Annotated in this window: 17 protein-coding genes and 1 pseudogene; 14 read left to right on the top strand and 4 right to left on the bottom strand. The window is 69.3% G+C overall.

Annotation, left to right across the window (positions count from 1 at the left end):
• Positions 1–26 precede the first annotated feature (26 nt).
• Both AOK24_RS49110 and AOK24_RS02505 read right to left on the bottom strand, forming a co-directional pair.
• Positions 27–191: a hypothetical protein gene (locus AOK24_RS49110; protein ID WP_167376797.1), complete on the bottom strand. Its 165-nt coding sequence runs from the start codon at positions 189–191 to the stop codon at positions 27–29.
• Positions 192–355: 164 nt separating this feature from the next.
• Entirely contained in the window at positions 356–1,165 is an 810-nt protein-coding gene (locus tag AOK24_RS02505) for a hypothetical protein (protein WP_055718392.1), read from the bottom strand.
• 402 nt (positions 1,166–1,567) lie between these two features.
• Here AOK24_RS02505 and AOK24_RS02500 point away from each other — a divergent pair, with 402 nt between their 5' ends.
• From AOK24_RS02500 to AOK24_RS45325, 14 genes and pseudogenes are all read left to right on the top strand, one after another.
• Complete coding sequence (locus tag AOK24_RS02500) at positions 1,568–2,362, top strand: GntR family transcriptional regulator (protein WP_055718391.1); 795 nt, start codon at positions 1,568–1,570, stop codon at positions 2,360–2,362.
• 123 nt (positions 2,363–2,485) lie between these two features.
• Positions 2,486–2,692: pseudogene (locus AOK24_RS50170) on the top strand (helix-turn-helix domain-containing protein); the annotation flags it as partial.
• A gap of 339 nt (positions 2,693–3,031) precedes the next feature.
• Complete coding sequence (locus tag AOK24_RS50165) at positions 3,032–3,919, top strand: NsdA family TPR-like regulatory protein (protein ID WP_240553614.1); 888 nt, start codon at positions 3,032–3,034, stop codon at positions 3,917–3,919.
• Positions 3,920–3,923: 4 nt separating this feature from the next.
• Complete coding sequence (locus tag AOK24_RS02490) at positions 3,924–4,604, top strand: RibD family protein (RefSeq protein ID WP_055718389.1); 681 nt, start codon at positions 3,924–3,926, stop codon at positions 4,602–4,604.
• 1,094 nt (positions 4,605–5,698) lie between these two features.
• The gene (locus AOK24_RS02485) at positions 5,699–7,954 is read left to right on the top strand and encodes a hypothetical protein (protein WP_107103882.1); all 2,256 of its coding nucleotides are present in this window, start codon (positions 5,699–5,701) and stop codon (positions 7,952–7,954) included.
• Between the two features lie 212 nt (positions 7,955–8,166).
• A complete protein-coding gene (tap, locus tag AOK24_RS02480; protein ID WP_055718387.1) occupies positions 8,167–10,281 on the top strand; it encodes a telomere-associated protein Tap in 2,115 nt (704 codons plus the stop codon).
• A 38-nt stretch (positions 10,282–10,319) separates the two neighbouring features.
• Positions 10,320–10,910 (top strand): telomere-protecting terminal protein Tpg, encoded by a 591-nt coding sequence (tpg, locus tag AOK24_RS02475; RefSeq protein WP_055718386.1) that lies wholly within the window; start codon positions 10,320–10,322, stop codon positions 10,908–10,910.
• Positions 10,911–11,061: 151 nt separating this feature from the next.
• Positions 11,062–11,247 (top strand): hypothetical protein, encoded by a 186-nt coding sequence (locus tag AOK24_RS02470; protein WP_055718385.1) that lies wholly within the window; start codon positions 11,062–11,064, stop codon positions 11,245–11,247.
• A 29-nt stretch (positions 11,248–11,276) separates the two neighbouring features.
• Positions 11,277–11,636 (top strand): DUF6247 family protein, encoded by a 360-nt coding sequence (locus tag AOK24_RS02465; protein ID WP_240553612.1) that lies wholly within the window; start codon positions 11,277–11,279, stop codon positions 11,634–11,636.
• Positions 11,633–11,893 (top strand): hypothetical protein, encoded by a 261-nt coding sequence (locus AOK24_RS02460; RefSeq protein ID WP_055718384.1) that lies wholly within the window; start codon positions 11,633–11,635, stop codon positions 11,891–11,893. Before AOK24_RS02465 ends, AOK24_RS02460 begins: the two co-directional genes overlap by 4 nt.
• A gap of 312 nt (positions 11,894–12,205) precedes the next feature.
• Positions 12,206–12,481 carry a hypothetical protein gene (locus AOK24_RS48300; protein ID WP_159051773.1) on the top strand — a complete coding sequence of 92 codons (276 nt, stop codon included), beginning with the start codon at positions 12,206–12,208 and terminating at the stop codon, positions 12,479–12,481.
• A gap of 25 nt (positions 12,482–12,506) precedes the next feature.
• The gene (locus AOK24_RS02450) at positions 12,507–12,902 is read left to right on the top strand and encodes an RNA polymerase sigma factor (RefSeq protein WP_055718382.1); all 396 of its coding nucleotides are present in this window, start codon (positions 12,507–12,509) and stop codon (positions 12,900–12,902) included.
• Between the two features lie 258 nt (positions 12,903–13,160).
• The gene (locus AOK24_RS47245) at positions 13,161–13,355 is read left to right on the top strand and encodes a helix-turn-helix domain-containing protein (RefSeq protein WP_055718401.1); all 195 of its coding nucleotides are present in this window, start codon (positions 13,161–13,163) and stop codon (positions 13,353–13,355) included.
• A gap of 184 nt (positions 13,356–13,539) precedes the next feature.
• Positions 13,540–14,328, top strand: coding sequence for a hypothetical protein (locus AOK24_RS45325; RefSeq protein WP_079056639.1), 789 nt, complete (start codon positions 13,540–13,542; stop codon positions 14,326–14,328).
• A gap of 728 nt (positions 14,329–15,056) precedes the next feature.
• On the opposite strand, the gene AOK24_RS02435 is transcribed toward AOK24_RS45325, so the two are convergent.
• Both AOK24_RS02435 and AOK24_RS02430 read right to left on the bottom strand, forming a co-directional pair.
• Positions 15,057–15,413 (bottom strand): helix-turn-helix domain-containing protein, encoded by a 357-nt coding sequence (locus tag AOK24_RS02435; protein ID WP_240553610.1) that lies wholly within the window; start codon positions 15,411–15,413, stop codon positions 15,057–15,059.
• Positions 15,414–15,534: 121 nt separating this feature from the next.
• Positions 15,535–16,155 (bottom strand): hypothetical protein, encoded by a 621-nt coding sequence (locus AOK24_RS02430; protein ID WP_055718380.1) that lies wholly within the window; start codon positions 16,153–16,155, stop codon positions 15,535–15,537.
• Between the last annotated feature and the right edge of the window lie 922 nt (positions 16,156–17,077).

The raw sequence follows: 17,077 nt of genomic DNA, 5'->3' as shown, positions 1-17,077 counted from the left end.
CGAGAGCGCCTCGCGTTCGGCGTCGGTCATGCCGCCACCGCCCAACCGGACTGCACCGCGGCGAGGTTGGGCACGAGGACCAGGGCGACGTCGAAGCGGGCGGCGTCCTCGGGCTCGTAGCCCTTGGCGTCGTCCTCGCGCTCGATGTCGTCGATGATCCCGGCCCGCGGCTGCGGCGCGGTGCGTGTCATGCTGTGCTGCATCAGGTCCTCCAGTCAGGTCCTGGACAGCCCCGGGGGGTTCCAAGTCACCGGGGCTGTCGTGCTGTTCAGGCTGTTCGTACGAGCAGCCACGGCCCCGGCCGCCCCAATCGCTCGGGGTGGCCGGGGCCGTGGTTGTTCGTCGCTGTGTGCCGTCAGGCGGCCGTGTTCGCAGCCTTCCGGGCGGCGTACTGCTTGCCCAGTTCGGCCTGCCGCCGGTCGTGAGCCGCTACGTCCTGCGGTGCCAGCGGGAGCTGCGGGCCGCGGAACTCGGAGACCGTCCCCGGCAAGCGCTTGGCACAGCGGTTGTTCGCTGCTTCGACCGCCTTGCCGCCCTGCCGGGCCCACTGCGCCTTGCGGACCGCCGGCGCCGACTGCTTCCGCTCGGTGCGCCGAGCCTGGCGTTCCTGCTCCGCGCGAGCCTCGCGGCGGGCGGGCTCCTGGTTGAGCGCGAGGACGTAGCGGCGGGCCAGGACGCCGCCGTCCGTGCAGTGCTGACCGCCGACACACCGCGTGCAGCCCCTGCGGTGAGCGAGGTAGGACTGGCGGGCCGTCTCCAGCGTGACCTCCGCCTTGATCCGGGAAACCGGGGCGGCCGGGGCCGGGAGCGGCTTGTAGAACTGCTGGGCGGCGCGACGGTTCTCCTGCGGCATCGCGTCGCGCAGCAGCCGGTTCTGCCGGGCCTGCCAGCGCTGGACGTCGATGTCGATGACCACGAGCTGGTCGCTGCCGGGGCAGGTGACGTGCTTCTTGCCCTCCGCGACCTTGTCGGAGATGCAGTGCTCGCGGATCTTGAGGACCTTGTCGCCCATGATCCGGCGCCAGGTGCGGCAGTCGGGGCAGGCGATCGACTTCACCTCACCCGGCCTGACGTTGTAGTCCTCCGGGGCCATGCTGCTGAGCTTGAGCGCCTCACGGCGGTTCGTGTTCTTGGTCCGGACGCGGCCGGGACGCTTACGGGGCATCGAATCCTCCTGACGTGGGATCGGGTGCGGGTGCTGCCTTCTCTGCCGCGCCAGGCCGGCCTTTCGGCAGGTTGGTCCTGGCGGACAGACAGCGCAGCAGCGCCGTTCGAGGTGAATCAGGTGGAGCTATTCAGTACAGGCGCCTCGACCGGGGGAGCTCGGCTCACCCCACTGCCGCCGCCCCGAAGGACGGTGACTCCTGCTGTTTTGCGGTAGTGCTGGGTGCGTAGCCCCTGCTCAACGGAGCGTTAGGGCTATCGCTATCGCCAAGTAGAGACCATGCGGCGGTACGGAGTCAATAGCGATAGCTCTATTCGTGCTGATCGCTTGTGCTCGCCCATCGCTGACTGATAGAGCTAGCCCTAGAATCAGACCCGAGCAGCACTCTGAAAGGTGGCTCCGATGCCCGTCTCGTATCGCGACATCGCCGCTGACCTGCGACAGCAGATCAGCGAGGGGCGGTACGTGCCGGGCGACAAGCTCCCGATGCTGACCGAGCTTCAGACGCAGTACGGCGCGGGCTACCAAACAGTGCGGAGCGCCATCGCTCTTCTGGAGCAAGAGGGCTTGGTCATCGCGGTACGCCGAAGAGGGACGATCGTTCGGGAACGCCCGGAGAAGCGACGCATCACCCGGTCGCGCCAGGTCTTCCGTGACGAGATCGGCTACTACTTCGACCCGACCGCCCAGTCGTGGGCGGCCCTGGAGACTCCCACCCTGCGGTGGGGCGTCGTGCCGGTCGATCTCGCTGCCCTCATGGGCCTCGCCACCGGCGCCGAAGTCTTCATCCGGGACCGCGTGATGGGCGACCCCGAGACGGGGAAGCCGAAGCAGTTGGCGACCAGCTACCTGCCGGCCGAACTTGCTCGAGGAACCCTCCTCGCCGAAGCCGATACCGGCCCAGGAGGTATTTACGACCGGCTGGAGGAGATGGGACATCGCCCCCTGCGCTGGAGCGAGAGCGTCTCGGCTCGCATGCCTTCCCCTGAGGAAGCCGAAGCCCTGAACCTTCCTGCCGACGTAGGCGTTCCGCTCTTGCGCGTAGTACGAGTCACGACCTCGCCCACCGGCGAAGTCGTTGAGCTCAACGACACCCGGATGAGCGCTGAAGAGTTCGAGATCGGCTACTCCATCCGTCGTCACGCCAGTGCCCGGCTCTCGGACGCAGACGAAGACGGAGACGAAGAAGACCACTGACGAACACCTCCCTGACCGGGCTTGACTGCTTGCAGTTCGGTTCTAGGCCCGGGGGAGTCATGAGTTCCAGATCTGACATGTGGCCTGACGAACTGGCCACATCTGCCACAGGATTGGGGCGGGATGGCACAGAAGCCAAGGGAGTTGACGCCCTGGGTGTCGCCCTTGCACAACTGGGGTTACGAGCTGCGGGAACTCCGAAAGCTGCGAGGGTGGAGCCTGCGCGACCTGTCAGACCGAGCGAGGCTCGACCACAGTCACCTGGGGCGATTCGAGCGCGCCGAACGGAAAGCCGACCGCTCACAGGCCGCACTCCTGGACCAGGTCCTGGGCGCGAACGGCATGTTATTCCGCCTGTGGGAGCGGATCGACGACGGACGTGGCCATGTGGCCAATCCACCGGTTCATGTGGCCAAGTCGTCAGTGGATCTAGCTTTGGGCTTGTCAGACCAGGCAGCGTCGGATGGTGAGGGGCTCTCTGTCCCGTGTCGTCTACGTGATGGGTCGGTGGTTTGGGTGGCTCTGGATCGGCGTGCGCTGCTGCGCACTGGGGTGGGGCTTGGAGCCGCTGCCGCGGTCGGAGTGGGTTCGCCGGCAGTAGCGGACTCGAGCGCTGTGCCAGGCCTGGTCCGCAAGGTGCGGGCCGCGTCAGCGTACGGGTCCACGCCGGTGGAGCACCTGCGTCGCACCCGCCGCCTCCTGATCGACAGCGACAACCTCCTGGGGCCTCGGCAAGTAGTCGGCGCGGTACGCGACCACATCCAGGTCATCCAGGAACTGCGGCGGGACGCCAAGGGCACCGACCGGCGCGACCTCATGGAGCTGCAGACTCAGTACGGAGAGTTCCTGTCCTGGATCTACCAGGATCTGGGCAACCCGGAAGCGGCGTCGTACTGGCTGGACCGGGCAATGCAGTGGTCGCACACGGTCGGAGACACCGATCTGAGCACGTACGTCATGGCCCGCAAGGCGCAACTGGCCGGTGACACAGCGGATTTGGTCGACGTGGTCGACCTCGCAGAAGCCGCGCAGCGCATGGCACGCCCGCGCAGCCGGCTCGCCGCCGTCGCGCGCACGTATGAGGCGTACGGGCACGCATTGCGCGGCGACGCTGACGAAAGTGAGCGGGCTATCGACGACGTCCGCAACGCGCTCGATAGCGCAGCCGCCGACCCCACTCCGTGGGGCGTGTGGCTGTCCGCCTCGTATGTAGAGATCCACCGCGCTCAGGGCCTGGAGGCCCTCGGCAAGCACGACCAGGCCGCGGATGGGTTCGCCGCCGCGATCCGGATGATGCCGGACGGCTACCACCGCGACCGCGGTGTTTACATGGCGCGGCAGGCCGTGGCTCTGGCCGGCGCCCGGGTTCCGGAGCAGGCCGCTGCGGTCGGTATGAACGCGCTGATGGTCGCAGGAGACACCGGTTCGGGCCGGATCACGAACGAGCTCGCTCGACTCGACAAGGCCCTGATCCCCTGGCAGCGCGTGCCGGAGGTCGAAGAGTTCCGCGCCGCCTTCGACTCCACCCTTGTCCACGAGACAGAAACGGAAGCCTGATCAGATGACCACCCGCCCGTACGTCGTACTGTCCGCCGCCATGTCGGTCGACGGGTACCTGGACGACACCAGCCCGGAGCGGCTGCGCCTGTCCAACGCGGAGGACTTCGACCGCGTCGACCAAGTCCGCGCCGAAAGCGACGCCATACTGATCGGCGCCAACACCATGCGCCGGGACAACCCGCGCCTACTGGTGAACAGCGCTGAACGGCGCGCCAAGCGCGTCGCCGACGGCAAGCCGGAGTACCCGCTGAAGGTCACGGTCACCGCGACCGGGAACCTCACCGCCGATCTCAACTTCTGGCACCACGGCGGCGACAAGCTCGTGATCACAGTGGACAGCGCAGAGGCGAAGGTGCGCAACACGCTGGGTGACCTGGCGGACGTCGTCAGCGTCGGCCCCGAGCTCGACTGGCGCCTCGTTCTCGATGAACTCGGTCGGCGCGGCGTCGGCCAGCTCATGGTCGAGGGCGGCGGCACAATCCACACCCAGCTCATGGCGCAGAACCTCGCCGACGAAGTACACCTTGCTATCGCTCCGCTCCTGGTCGGGCAGCCTGAAGCGGCCCGATTCCTCGGCGCCGCCGACTATCCGGGCGGGTCGACCGCCAGGATGAAGGTGTTGGAGATCCGCGCAATCGACGACGTCGTGTTCGTGCGCTACGCCCCTAAGGAACGCGGCTGATGGGTGGTGACATTCGGCGGTGACATCTGAATGTCACCGCCGAATGTCGCCAGACACCTGGTCAAGTCCCATGCCACGCTGGCCGCGTCCGTGCTGCTGCCCGACCTGTAAGGGGGTGTGAAGTGCCTATGCAGCAGATGGCTTTCCCGTGTGGCGGGCAATTTGCTGCGCGTTTCCCGTCTGGCGGGCTCGGCATTCCGGGCACCTCGGACGCTGCGCAAATTCCTCCGACAGTTCTGTCGGGTCGTGCGGTTAGGCTGTGTGCAGAAGTGATCCATAACGGCGAGAACCCCAGGGACCGTGCCTGGTCCACTGGGGCTTCTCGAACGGGGCTAAGCCTCGTTGGGCGACACACCTGGTTGGGAGGTGCTCGCGGGATGAAGGTTACCCGCACGCGTGGAACTACACGCGCATCTACGCCGTTCTTCCATCGCGATCACGCCATCCGGGCTGTATGCGCGCATGCTGACGCCAGCCTCCGGATTCAGGGGGTTGGGATGACCTAGTGGCCATCGGCCGCGCGCGCCAAGAGAAGTGGACTCGCCATCCCCTTCGGCCTCGCGCGGCCCGTCTACCGCCTGGACTCGCAGCCCAGAGCGGTCCGCTCAGATCCCGGTAGCACCCGGTTCTGAGCCGCGGCTTATCAAGCCGCTCTCTCCAAATCGGCCCCTCATCAGGGCCACCAGCAACACCCGCGGGCCCCGGCCAAGGGGCTTCGCGGTTCGTTCCGAGGCCCGGCCAAGGGCTTTCGGAACACCAGCACCAAGTCGTCAACGGAAGGAGATCCGCCTCTGGCCTTCGTGCTGTCGCCCACTCCTCACGGAGGGGCTCACCTGTCCCGCCACACGAGCCATCGAGATCGGCCCCGGCCAAGGGGCCCCTCTGCGTTGATCCATATGGAAGGTCGGTATCGCCATAGTGCACGAGCGCGAGTCGTCTTGTCAGGTCGACCACGACCAGGCCGCAACCCCGCCGGGGGTGATTTCTGCTGGTTGTGGTGTCCCTCCTGGCGGGATTGTGACGTACATCACACCCCTTGATTGTCACGCGGATGCCGCCGGTTCGGCGTGCCGTTTGACCTCGGGGGTGTTCCTGTGAGCGTGGGAGCGGCGGCGGCCGCCGCGCTGGATCACACCCTGTGGGAGTCCATCGACAACTCCGTCGACGGGGCTCCGGCCGGGCGCTCGCGGCGTTGGCTGCGGTCGGTGCCGACGCAGGCCGGCCCGGTGCCGGAGCGCGGTCCGGCGCCCCCGCTGGCCCTGGGTACGGATGCCCGGGCCCGGCTGAGTGGTGCGGCGCGTGCGCTGCTGGACGCTCCCGGCCTGGATGGCATGTCGGACGCGGTCCGGCTGGCGGTGATCGTGATCGCGTCGCGTACGCCGTCGGAGTCGGGTGTGGTGGAGATCCGTACGCCGGAACTGGGGCGGTGGCTGGGGCTGTCGGCGTCGTACGCCGCCTCGGAAGTGGTGCCGGCGTTGCGCCGGTCGGGCGTCGTCGACATCGAGACGGCGGAGGGCGAGTTCGGCCAGGACATCGGGCTGAAGTGCAAGGTGCTGCCGATGTGGGCCGCGTACGGCGTGGTCGGGCATCCGCTGGCCCTGGAGAAGAAGGAGCTCGCGACGCTGCTGCGACTGATGGAGGCCGTGATGTCGCCGGGCTGGACGCACAAGGACGGCAGGGTGACCCCGGCCGGGCTGCTCGGTTCCCGTACGGGTCGGGCTGCGGCGACGGACCGCCTCGCGCTGCTGCTGCTGGTGCTGGAGGCCCGGGAGAACGGCCGGGTTCGGCAGTGCGGCGGCACGGTGGACAAGAAGCGCGGCCGCGCGGCGGCGACGGTGGCCCGGCTGCTGGGCTGCAAGGTCTCGCGCGGTGAGCGGGTGCTGGCGCGCCTGGAGGACCGGGACGTGGTGGTGCGGGTCCGTGTGGGGACGGTGTCCGGGCTGCATCACCGCACGCGGCTGGTGGTTCCGGCGGTCGCGGCCGCGCACGGCAAGGACGGGATCGCCGAAGCCCGGGAGGACCGTCTGGAGCCTGCCGAGCCCGAGTTTTCAGACCCCGCGCTTGCGGCAGGGGGTAGTGACGCCTCCGAGCTGGAGGAAGACCCGCAGGTCAGCGGTGCGCCCGTGACCGATGAGGCGAATGTGACAGACCCCGCGCTTACGGCAGCCCTTCACACTGATCACCCTCCTGTGGTTACTCCTGTCTCGTCTCTTGCTCTCTCCTGTGGCTGTTCCGGCGAAGGCCGTGGTGGGAACGGTGGTCGGCCGGAGTGCGCGTGCGTGCGCGAGGACCAGGCCGTCGACCGTGAGGTGGCCGGCCGGCCGTTGCTGGATGGCGGCTCGGGTAGCCCGCTGCGCGGGGAACAGCCGAAGGAGTCCCCGTCGTCGATCAGCGAGAACGGCGGCCGCGGGCCGGTGGCCGGCACCATGGTGCAGGCCGGTGACGGTGCGGGTCAGGGCAGGCAGCAACGGGGGAGGGTGCCCCTGCCGCCGGAAAACCTGCGGACGATCTTGGCTCCGGTTGACCTGGTGTGGGCGCGGCTGGACCGTCCGGCCGCGCGCCGCCTGGTGGAGGCCGCGACCCGCAGCGAGCTGACCCGGGTGGAGGGCTTCACCGGCCGGGCCGATGCGCCGCAGGTCCTCGCCGACCGGCTCGCCCGGCGTCTGGCCGACCAGATGCGGCTGTCCGGGCCGATCAAGGACCCGGTGGGCTGGCTGATCGGCCGGGGGCTGCCGCAGCGCCAGGAGTGCGGCGACGCCCGGTGCGACGACCGCATGCTGCTCGACTCCGGCCAGGACTGCCCGCGCTGCGAGGACCGGCAGGTCGACCGCCGTGCCCAGCGCCACGCGGTCGCGGCCGCCGTCGACGCTGCGATGCCCGGAGCCTCCGAGGCGGAGCGCCGGGCGACCACCGAGCAGCAGCTGCACGAGACCGTGACGGCCAGGGCCTGGGCGAAGGCGCGCGAGTGGGAGCAGGTCCGCGCCCGGCAGGCCGCCGCAGCTCAGGCCCGTGCTGAAGCCGCGGCCGCGCGGCCGGCGCCCGACGTCCCGGCCGCGCCGGTGGCCCCGGTCGTGCTGCCCGCGCCCCGCCCGGCCCCCGTTGTTCCCGCTGTGGAGCCGGCCGACGTCGACGGCGGCCAGGAGCTGGTCCTCGAGGAGCTGACCCGTGAGCAGGTCCGCGACTGGCGGGTGCGGGCGATGAAGGACCACCAGGTGGTCTTCGACCACATCGACCAGTACGGCGAGACGTCGGCCCGGCGCCTGTTCAGCAACCAGCTGGTCGACCAGGCGCAGCGTCTGTCCGGCCTCGGGCACCTGAACCTCGGTTACAGCACCTGGGGGCGGGCGTGAGTGGCAGCGTGATGGCGTCCTTTTGTGAGGCTCACAGGGCGTTTTCCCAGGTGGAGGCTTTGCAGTGTGAGCCGGTCGGCTGTGAGCCAAGGCCTGCGGCTGCCGCTCGATGCCGTCCACACCACGCCGGAAAGTCTCTCTGATCGGGTTAAAGAAACGGGTTAAATGTAGGGGGTAAGACTGGTAGTGTTCATGGTGGAGGTACACATCAAATGGCAACCGAGGAAGAGCTGTTCGCGAACATCGACGCCCTGCTGCAGGAGGAGCCGCAGCTCCCGCCCCCGGCGGAGCGCGCCCGGCTCCGCGAGGCCGCCGGCATCACCCAGGCCCGCCTCGCGGTCGCACTGAAGACGTCGACGCAGACCGTCAAGAACTACGAGAACGGCCGCTCCGAGCCGAAGCCGCCGCGCCTGGAGGCCTACCAGCGGCTCCTGAAGGGCTGGGCGGCGAAGTACCCGGCCCATGGAGCTCCCGCCGCTGCCCCGGCGCCCGCCGTCCAGCCGGAGCCGGTTCCGGAGACCTTCACCGGCCCTGCCGAGCCCGAGGCACCCGAGGCGGAGACCGTCGCGCCAGTGAAGGCACCCGCCGCTCCGGCCGCACCGGAGCGCCCCGCCCCCCGCCCGGCGACGTCGTCGCGCCGCCCGGCCGGAAAGAAGGCCGCCAAGCCCGCCGCCGACCCTCGCTTCCCGCACGGCCCCCTCGCCGTATTGGACGGTGACGGCTCCGCGTACGGCGTCGACGGGATCGTGCTCGACTGCCCGGCGACCACGGTGGTGGAGCTGGTGGAGTGGACGCTGCGCGAGTCCGGCCTCGGTGCGCCGAAGCTCAGCCGTCACGGCAAGGATGCCGACCCCCTGATCGTCCTCACGGCGGCCGCCGCCGTGAACCTCGGGCTGCCCGAGCGCCTCGAGGACCGCCGGGGCCTACGTCTGCCCGAGGACCACCCGGTCGTCAAGCAGGTGCTGAAGGCGAAGTGGCAGCTCACCCAGCGCGGTTTCGGCCCGTGGGCCCGGATCTACCGCAAGGCGCAGGGCCGCGAGAGGCAGTGCGTGCAGCTCGCGATTCTGCCGTGGGACGCGCTCGACTCGCGGGCCTGGCCCGGCGTTTCCGAGATGGAGCCGGCCGACGTCGCCCGCGTCCTTGGCGTGTACGCCCAGCGGGTCATCACCCCGCGTGGGTCGACGGCTGTGTCCGGCCTGGAACTGATGACCGCGCTGCGCCCGCCGACGCGGCCGGTGCGCGATGAGGAGACCGGCAACTGGGTGAGCGGCCACAACCCCGGCTCGCTGGGCACGGAGCCGATGGACCCGGCGCCGCCGGAGGGCCAGCCCGAGCACCCCGCGATCTACCACTCCGGCTGGAAGGGCGGCTTCCTGCATGAGGAGGCGTACCAGTGGGTGCGGTCGGTGGACCTGCTGGGCGATGAGGACAACCTGCCGTACGCGGTGGGCCTGGATCTGAACACCGCGTTTCTCGCGGCCGCGGCCCGCCTGGTCGTCGGCCTCAGCGCCCCGGACCACTTCCACGCGCCGAAGTTCAACCCGAAGATCCCCGGCTCGTGGCTGGTCGACCTGAGCCATGTGGAGCTGGACCCGCGTCTGCCCTCGCCGTTCACGCCGACCGGTGAGCGTCCGACGGGCCCGGCCTGGTACCAGACGCACACCGTCGCCTACGCCCAGGAGCTCGGCTACAACGTGGAGCCGATCGAGGCGTACCTGCGCCGCGAGACCGGCGCGTACCTGGACCCGTGGCACGACCGCCTCAAGACCGCGTACGTCGACACCCTCGCCGACCTCGGCGTCACCAAGGACCTCACCGACGCGGAGTTCCTGGCGGCGATGGAGAGGCACAAGGACGTCGACCCGGCGATGGCCGCCGTGCTGTCCGCGATCAAGGCCACCGTCAAGGGCGGCATCGGGAAGCTGTTCGAGAACCCGCAGGGCAAGGGCTACAAGGACGGCGACCCGTGGCCGGCCATGCAGCGCCCCACCTGGCGCCCCGACATCCGCGCCGCCGTCATCTCCAAGGCCCGCGTCAACATGCACCGCAAGATGCTCAACATGGCCAAGCTGACGGGCCTGTACCCGCTGGCGGTCCTCTCCGACTGCGTCGTCTACCCCGCGCCCAGCCCGAGCCCGCTCGACTTCCTGCCCTACGCGGAGTCCGGCAAGCCCATCCCCGGCGCCTTCCGCCTCGGGCCCACCCCGGGCCTGGCGAAGCTGGAGGGCGTCCAGTCGATGCTCTGGGCGGTCGACCTGATGGAGCAGGGCCTCAACCCGGCCCGCCACATCAAGGGCGGCGACGCCGTCCTGGACGACGGGGAGTAGACCGGTGGCCACCGACCTGACCTGCGAAGGGAACTGACATGGCGCGACGGATCCGTCCCACGAACGCGGACCGCGACGACGCGCTGATCGGCGAGGCAGTCGAGCGCGCCAGCTGGGAGATGTTCACGCGCGAGCCGCCCAAGACTCTCCAGGGGCGCGTCAACTTCCTGGTCAAGCAGCTGAAGACGACCAAGGCCGTCGCGGCGGAGCTCGGCATCAGCCAGCGTTCCGTGGAGCGCTACCGCAAGGGTGAGCGCAAGCACCCCCCGAGGGCGATCGCCGACCGGATCGACGCCGCGGTACGCGCCCGCTGGCAGCCGCGCGTGCGGTCCCAGCGACAGAAGCGGGCCGCCGCCACGGGCGGGATCACCGTGGAGACCCGGGCCCGGTTCGGCTACGACGCCCCCAGCGGCACCACCGACGACGGCCGCTTCCGCCGCATCACCGCCCGACTGCCCGCCTCCTACGCCAAGCGGCTGTTCGACGCCCAGCAGGGCCGTAGCACCGAGTCACCGAACGAGGTGATCGCCGAAGGCCTCCAGGAGGTCTACTTCAAGGACAACGGCCACCGCGCCGACCGCCTGGAAGTCGAATTCACCGATATCGACTACATCGAAGTCGATTACTGAAAGGGCCAGAAACGAGAATTGCGAGCATCAATTACCCGTTCCCGAACCCGAAGAACAACGCGGAACGCGAGGCGAACCGAAGGGCCTCAGACGAATACCAGCGACAGGAAGAGGAAGCCGCCGATTTCCTCGACTGGGAGAAGGAGCTGGAGTGGCGCTGACGGACACCGCCGAACAAGTACCGGCCGACGACGACCCCGGCTTCCGCAGCATCGGCTGCCAGATCGTGTGCAGCCCCGAGGTCGCTGACGAGATCGCCCAGCGGCTGCGCGAGGCCGTCGGCGAGATCCTCGACGACTACACCGACTACGGCGTCTTCGACTACGGCGTCGACTGACGCCCACCAGCAAGGGAAGGGATCACCGCATGTCCGTCCCCACCGCCCCGCACCGCGCGTACGGTGGCGATACGACCCGCCAGGAGGTGCCGATGAGTGCACAGCCCGAGGAAGCCCCCGCCCCACCGGCCCCGGCCGCCGCCGCCCAGCTGCTCCAGGAGCTGCGCGCCGACCGCCGCGCCGACACGTGGGTGCCGGCCTTCGAGCGGGACTGGGCGAAGGCCCTGGAGGACTCCCGCCACACCTACAGCCTCACCCCACTGCACGACGTCGTGCGCGCCTGGCAACTGCGCCTCGCCGCGGCCCCGGCCGTCGACGCGTACATGGACTCCGGCCGTGACGAGACCGGCTTCGTGGACCTGGCCGACGTCCTCGGTGCCCGCCCGTGACCGAGCAGCCGTGGGCGGTGCGCCTGTCCCCGCAGGCCGCGAAGACGCTCACCGAACTCCCCACACCCGCGACCGAGATGGTCCGCGACGTCCTGGACATCGCGGTGCGCTCCCCGTGGGGCTGGCCCCAGTGGAACACCGGCGACCCGGACGGCGAGGACGTCCGCGCCGCGTCCATCGGGCAGCTGTCCGTTGTCTACGTGATCAACCGCCTCACCCGGCGCCTGTCTGTCCTGGAGATCGTCTGGATTGGGTAGCCACCCGGTGACAACGCCTCGCCCCTGGCATTGCAGCTGCCAGGGGCGAGGCGTTTCGCATCGTAGCCAGGTCGTATCCACCCGCGTTGCCAGAAGGCCGGTCACCCTTGCCGCTCCGCATACGGCAGATGGACACCTCACCGACGGGCTCCGCATCGGCCACCCGGCGAGCGACGCCCCCTCGCTCAGGTGCAGAACGTGACCAGCGCCACACTGGATTTCTCAGGAGGCGTTCACCCTTTTCCGTCCCGCGATGCCTGTAGTGGGCAGAGTCGGGGCGCTGGGTCCCGGCCGGTCACGAATGGAGTGCTGGTGGGTCCGGAGCTGTTGAACGCGGCGGGCGGTTCAGTGGTGATCGTCCTGCTTGGGCTGGTCTTGCGGCCCCGGAAGAACGGCGTGGGACTGTGGGACGTGCTCCACGAACTGGCCCGTGGCCGGACCGCCAGCGGAATGGAGCGCGAGCGGCGCGCCACCCTCTCGGTGTTGTTGCGCAGGCTGCCGGACCGCCGGGTTCAGGTGGAGGATGTCGTCCACGGACGGCGGACGGTCATCGGCGAAAGCGCTGGTACTTCCAGTCGGACGCGTTGACCCGGGCGGCAGGAGGGGGCAGCCCATGGCCCGTGCAGGCTCATTGAGGGCAGGCGCAGATGATTTCGACCAGTTCTTTCTGCGTTGGGAACCGCAGGTCAGACGCTATTTGCTGTGGCTTGAGGGGGACCACGCGGTCATCGACGATGCGGCCCAGGAGACGATGCTGGCCGCACACACCTACTGGGACTTCGTCAACAACCTGCGGAAGCCGCAGGCATGGCTGTTCAAGGTGGCCGGCCAGCGACTGCAGCGCGTCCAGGCCTCCCGACAGCGGCATGGTCTGAGTACTGACCCCGGCGAACTGCCGCAGCCCGAAGGGCCGGACGACCTAGGGTTGAGGGAGAGGGAGCTGGTCCTCCTCGAGGCGGTGCGCAAACTGCCCGACCGACAACGCACGGCGTCTGCGTCTCGGCCGTGACACCCTGGAAACCCTTCTTGCAGACGTCAGTGGAGGTGAACGATGAGTATCGAGCGCCACCTGCACGGTACGGCCACTGCCGTCTCTGAACTGTGGACAGACGAGAACGACACCCGCGCCCGGCTGGCCGCCCTGCACGAGCGAGCCAGTCGTGAGACGTCGGACCAGGAACAGCCACAAGCTCCTTCCAGGGCACCCCGCGAGCCGTCCGCCGCCGAGCGCGCGAGGCTCGCTTCCCGGCGAACGTCGGAGCGGCCACTGAACGAGGTCACCTTCCTGACGGTGGCCGAAGTCGCCAGCCTCATGAGTGTCTCCAAGATGACGGTCTACCGGCTGGTCAACAGCGGGCATCTACCGGCCATCCGCGTCGGCCGATCCTTCCGTGTGCCCGAACAAGCCGTCTACGAATATCTGCGTGAGAGCTGGCAGGGCGCCAACGTCGACGGCCTGTGACCACCTTCAGCTGCTCCCGGACTACCAGCGACATCAGCAAGCCGCCTGTCACGCTGTGAGGCCTGTGAGCCTCACACCCCATTTCCGCAGGTAGACGCGGTGACCTGTGAGGCTGTGAGACGGAGCTCGCGGCCGCGCTTCCGTACCCCTGGTCCGTCCCGTCGGCGCGGAGGACGATGGAGTCATGGGCGAGCACGACCACGACCAGGACGACGTCGCCGAACCGGCGCGGCCGCCGCTGAGCGTGGACCGCGCCCGGGAGATGACCGCCGGGCTGCGCGAGGCGATGGACGACGTCCGGCGCTCCGTGGCGGTGCTCGCCGCCCGGGTCCGTGACGCACACGCCGCCCGCGTCTGGACACCCCTCGGTCACCCGAGCTGGGAGGCGTACTGCGACGCGGAGTTCGGCATCAGCCGCGCGCAGGCGTACCGGCTCCTGGACGTCGCCCGCGCCCTGGCCGCGATCCACGGCGCCGTCGACGCCGGCACCGAGACGTCTCGCACGCGAGACACCGCCCCGGCCGCCGCGGCCGCGCTCGACTACGGCCTCTCCCAGCGCGCCCTGATCGCCGTCTCCGGCCGCACGGACGTCGTCGCGGAGCTGATCACCCGGCGCCTCGCCGCGCTCGCCCACAGCGGCCTCCAGGCCCTCGATGAGCCGACGGTGCGCGCGGTGGTCCGCCAGGCCGTCCGCGACGTCCGCATCGCCCCGGCTCCGCCGCCCGCCGATCCGCCGGCGGATCCCGTAGTCGCCGCAGGGCGCCAACTCACCGACGACCTCTTCGCCAGCGCATACGCGATCGGTGAGCTGATGCTCGAAGTCGCGCCGGCCTACCTGTCCGACACCGAGGCGGCGAACGGCGTCCTGGCGCTGTTGTGCGAGGAGATCGGCGAGCCCCTCGAGCACGGTCTCGCCGCCCGCCGCTACGCGATGTCCGGGGACCGCCGCGCCCTGCACGGCACCGTCCTCTGACCTCCGCGCCCACTCCTGCCCGGCTGCTGCTGTGAGCCTCACATGCCGTTTTCCCAGGTAGACGCGCTGAGCTATGAGGCTGTGAGCTGTGAGAGGAGGCGTCGGCGAAGGCCTGCGTCGGCTGTACGCCGCTGCTCCTGGTCCCGCTGCTCGTGGTGGTGGGCGGGAGGTTGTTGATCAGTGGTCTGGTGGTGCTGCGCGTGGTCCTGGTGGTCGTTGTTGGATGGCGCCAGGATGCAGCGCAGCATTTACATGGGCCCGCGTAGCACAAGGGTGCTGCACGGGTAGCAGGCGAATCCCGACCGGTTCCGGGCGGTCTCCTGCTGCTCGCCGTGTGACGGCCGGCGCCCGCTGCTCCAGGGGCAGGCAGCGGGACGCGGCCCCCGCCGCGGCGGCTGCATAACATCGCAGATCTGCAATGTGCCGCAGGAGATCCATGCACGGCTGTTGCACACAGTGCCCCGCGCTCCGAGAGGCCGCCGATTGTTCTGCTCTTCCAGAACAACCCGGTTCACCTGGTGCTACCGGCCGCCCGGTGCGCACGGCTGGCACGGCGGTGGAGCGCCTCGCGGTTGTTCTGCTCCCCCAGAACAACCCGGTTTAGCTAGTGCTACCGGCGTGCTCGCGGGCAGGCACGAAGAAGGCGCCGCACCTGGGGTGCGGCGCCTCGGGGTCTTCGTGGGGGCATCAACCCGCTGGAGGGCCCGTCAGGGGCCTCGGTGGGGTGTTCAACCGGTGGGGGCGAGGTTGGCCATCTGCGCGGCAAAGCGGGCACGTCGCTGCTCGGTGAACCGGCCGGGCTCGGCGGCCTTGATCTCCGGCACCGACATGACGGCGGAGGAGACCTTGCCACCGGTCAGTAGCGGGTGCAGCTGGTAGAGGCCGTCCTCGAGGCTCCAGGCGAGTCCGCACTCGCGGAGCTCCTTGAAGCCGCGGTTGACGGTGGGCTTGCTCGCACCCAGTTCGGCGCACATCTCGTTCTGGCTGATCGCGGCTGTACCGGTCTCTGGGTCGCTCAGGTACAGCAGCTGGTCCAGGACGCGGCGGCCGGCGGTGGAGACGTCGACCAGGGCCAGGAGGCGCAAAACGTCACGGGGGATCGCGACGGGTGCCTCTGTGGGAGGGCTAGGGACGTAAGAGCTGCTCACGGAGCCTCACCACTTCCGATCAGGTCGAGACGCTGCAACGAGGATATGCCGCGCGCGGTCATGCGCTCGCCTTGCGCACGGGCCGCCGCTGCCGCAGCGTGACGACCTTCTCCTTGCGGCGGGCGGCCTCAGCGGCCTTCTTCTCCGCCTCGCGCGCCTGGCGCCACTCGGTGGGGTAATCGGAGTGCGGGATGATGCAGGCCGGGCCCTCCGCGCTGTTCCACAGCGCCTGCCACTTCTCCTGCTCGCCGGAGGTGCCGGCCACCGTCAGCCACGGGTTCAACTGGAGGATGCCGCGCTTGGCGGTGCGCACCCAGCCGATGTGCGCGAAGAACTGCGACGCCTCGTTCACGGAGGCCGCCGACAAGTTGCACCGGGCCTGGAGGTCGCGCTGGTTCGTCTTCACGAAGCCGCGGGCAGCGGCCCGGAGTTGGTCGTCGGCGCGGTTGGCGTTCTGCAGCGCCACGAGCTTGCACCAGACCTGGAACCAGCTCCCGGGCATCTTGAGACTGCCGAGCACGTCCATCAGCAACCGGGCGTCCAGCACGTAGCCGCTGCACTCCGCGCTCGCGGCGAACTCGCGGCCCTTGATCTTCTCGACGCCCAGGATCAAGCCGCCCTTGCCGTCCGACCGCGCGACAACGCGCTCGCCGGGGCGGACGATTGGCAGCTGTTCCATCGGCACAGTCCTCCAGAGATGATCAACGTTTCGAGTGGCACGGTAGCACTAGGTAAACCGGCTTGTTCTGGAGGGGCAGAACAAACGGTGCCTCACAGTCACCTGACGGACTGTCAGATCCGGAGGGGCTTTGTTCTGGATCTCCAGAACACTCGGGAGGGGTTTGTTCTGGAGATCCAGAACAAACGGTTTCGCATCACCGCAGCTCAAGGCCGGTTTCGATGCGGAACGCTCTTATGTGTCACTAGACACCGGCGGTCACCTGAACCTCAGCCCCCACGCCGCGCTCTGCGCGGCACAACCATCTGGCGCCGACGGGCGTGTCGCCGTCGACAGCCACCGGATCGAGGGAGGCCAGCCTCCGTGGCTGAGCTCGCTTCGCGTGCGGCACCGCGCACCAGCGCGGGTCGTGGACAGCAGCAGCGGCTCTGAGTCTCGGGTGGTACCGGCCGTGACGTCCAAAAGCACGGAGGCGTGGCCGGCGCTGGTGGGTGGTTCCGCCGCCCGGCCTAGCGGCCGTTCGGCTCCGGTACCTCCGCACACCGAATTCCAGCATTCCCATATCGGAGCTTCCGTTCTATGGCTGAGCAAATCAGAGCCGCGCATTCCGAATTCAGCCAGTACTTATTGGTGTGGGGCGGGGGGTGCTGCGGCCAGGTCCCAAACGCTACACAGCCACGCGCCGCGATGCATCACCATCGCCACGGGTTCGCTCGCCGGGGTGATGCATCGACGAAATCCGCCCCGACACAGCCGGTTGGCGTGTATGCTGGCGGGGTATTGATGAACGTGAACGGCCGGTTTCGAGGTTGGGGGAGGGGTCAGGGTGGAGCGCAGCGGAGCCCGTCACTGCGGTGGGGCCGGCACCCCGTCAGTCCGACGATCCGTCAGTCTCATTGCGGGGGTGGTGGCTGGGATTCCC

Source organism: Streptomyces niveiscabiei, from assembly GCF_001419795.1.
In the GTDB taxonomy this organism is placed as follows: Bacteria; Actinomycetota; Actinomycetes; order Streptomycetales; family Streptomycetaceae; genus Streptomyces; species Streptomyces niveiscabiei.
The sequence above is the reverse complement of the archived record's forward strand: the minus strand, read 5'-3'. Positions and strand labels throughout refer to the sequence as shown.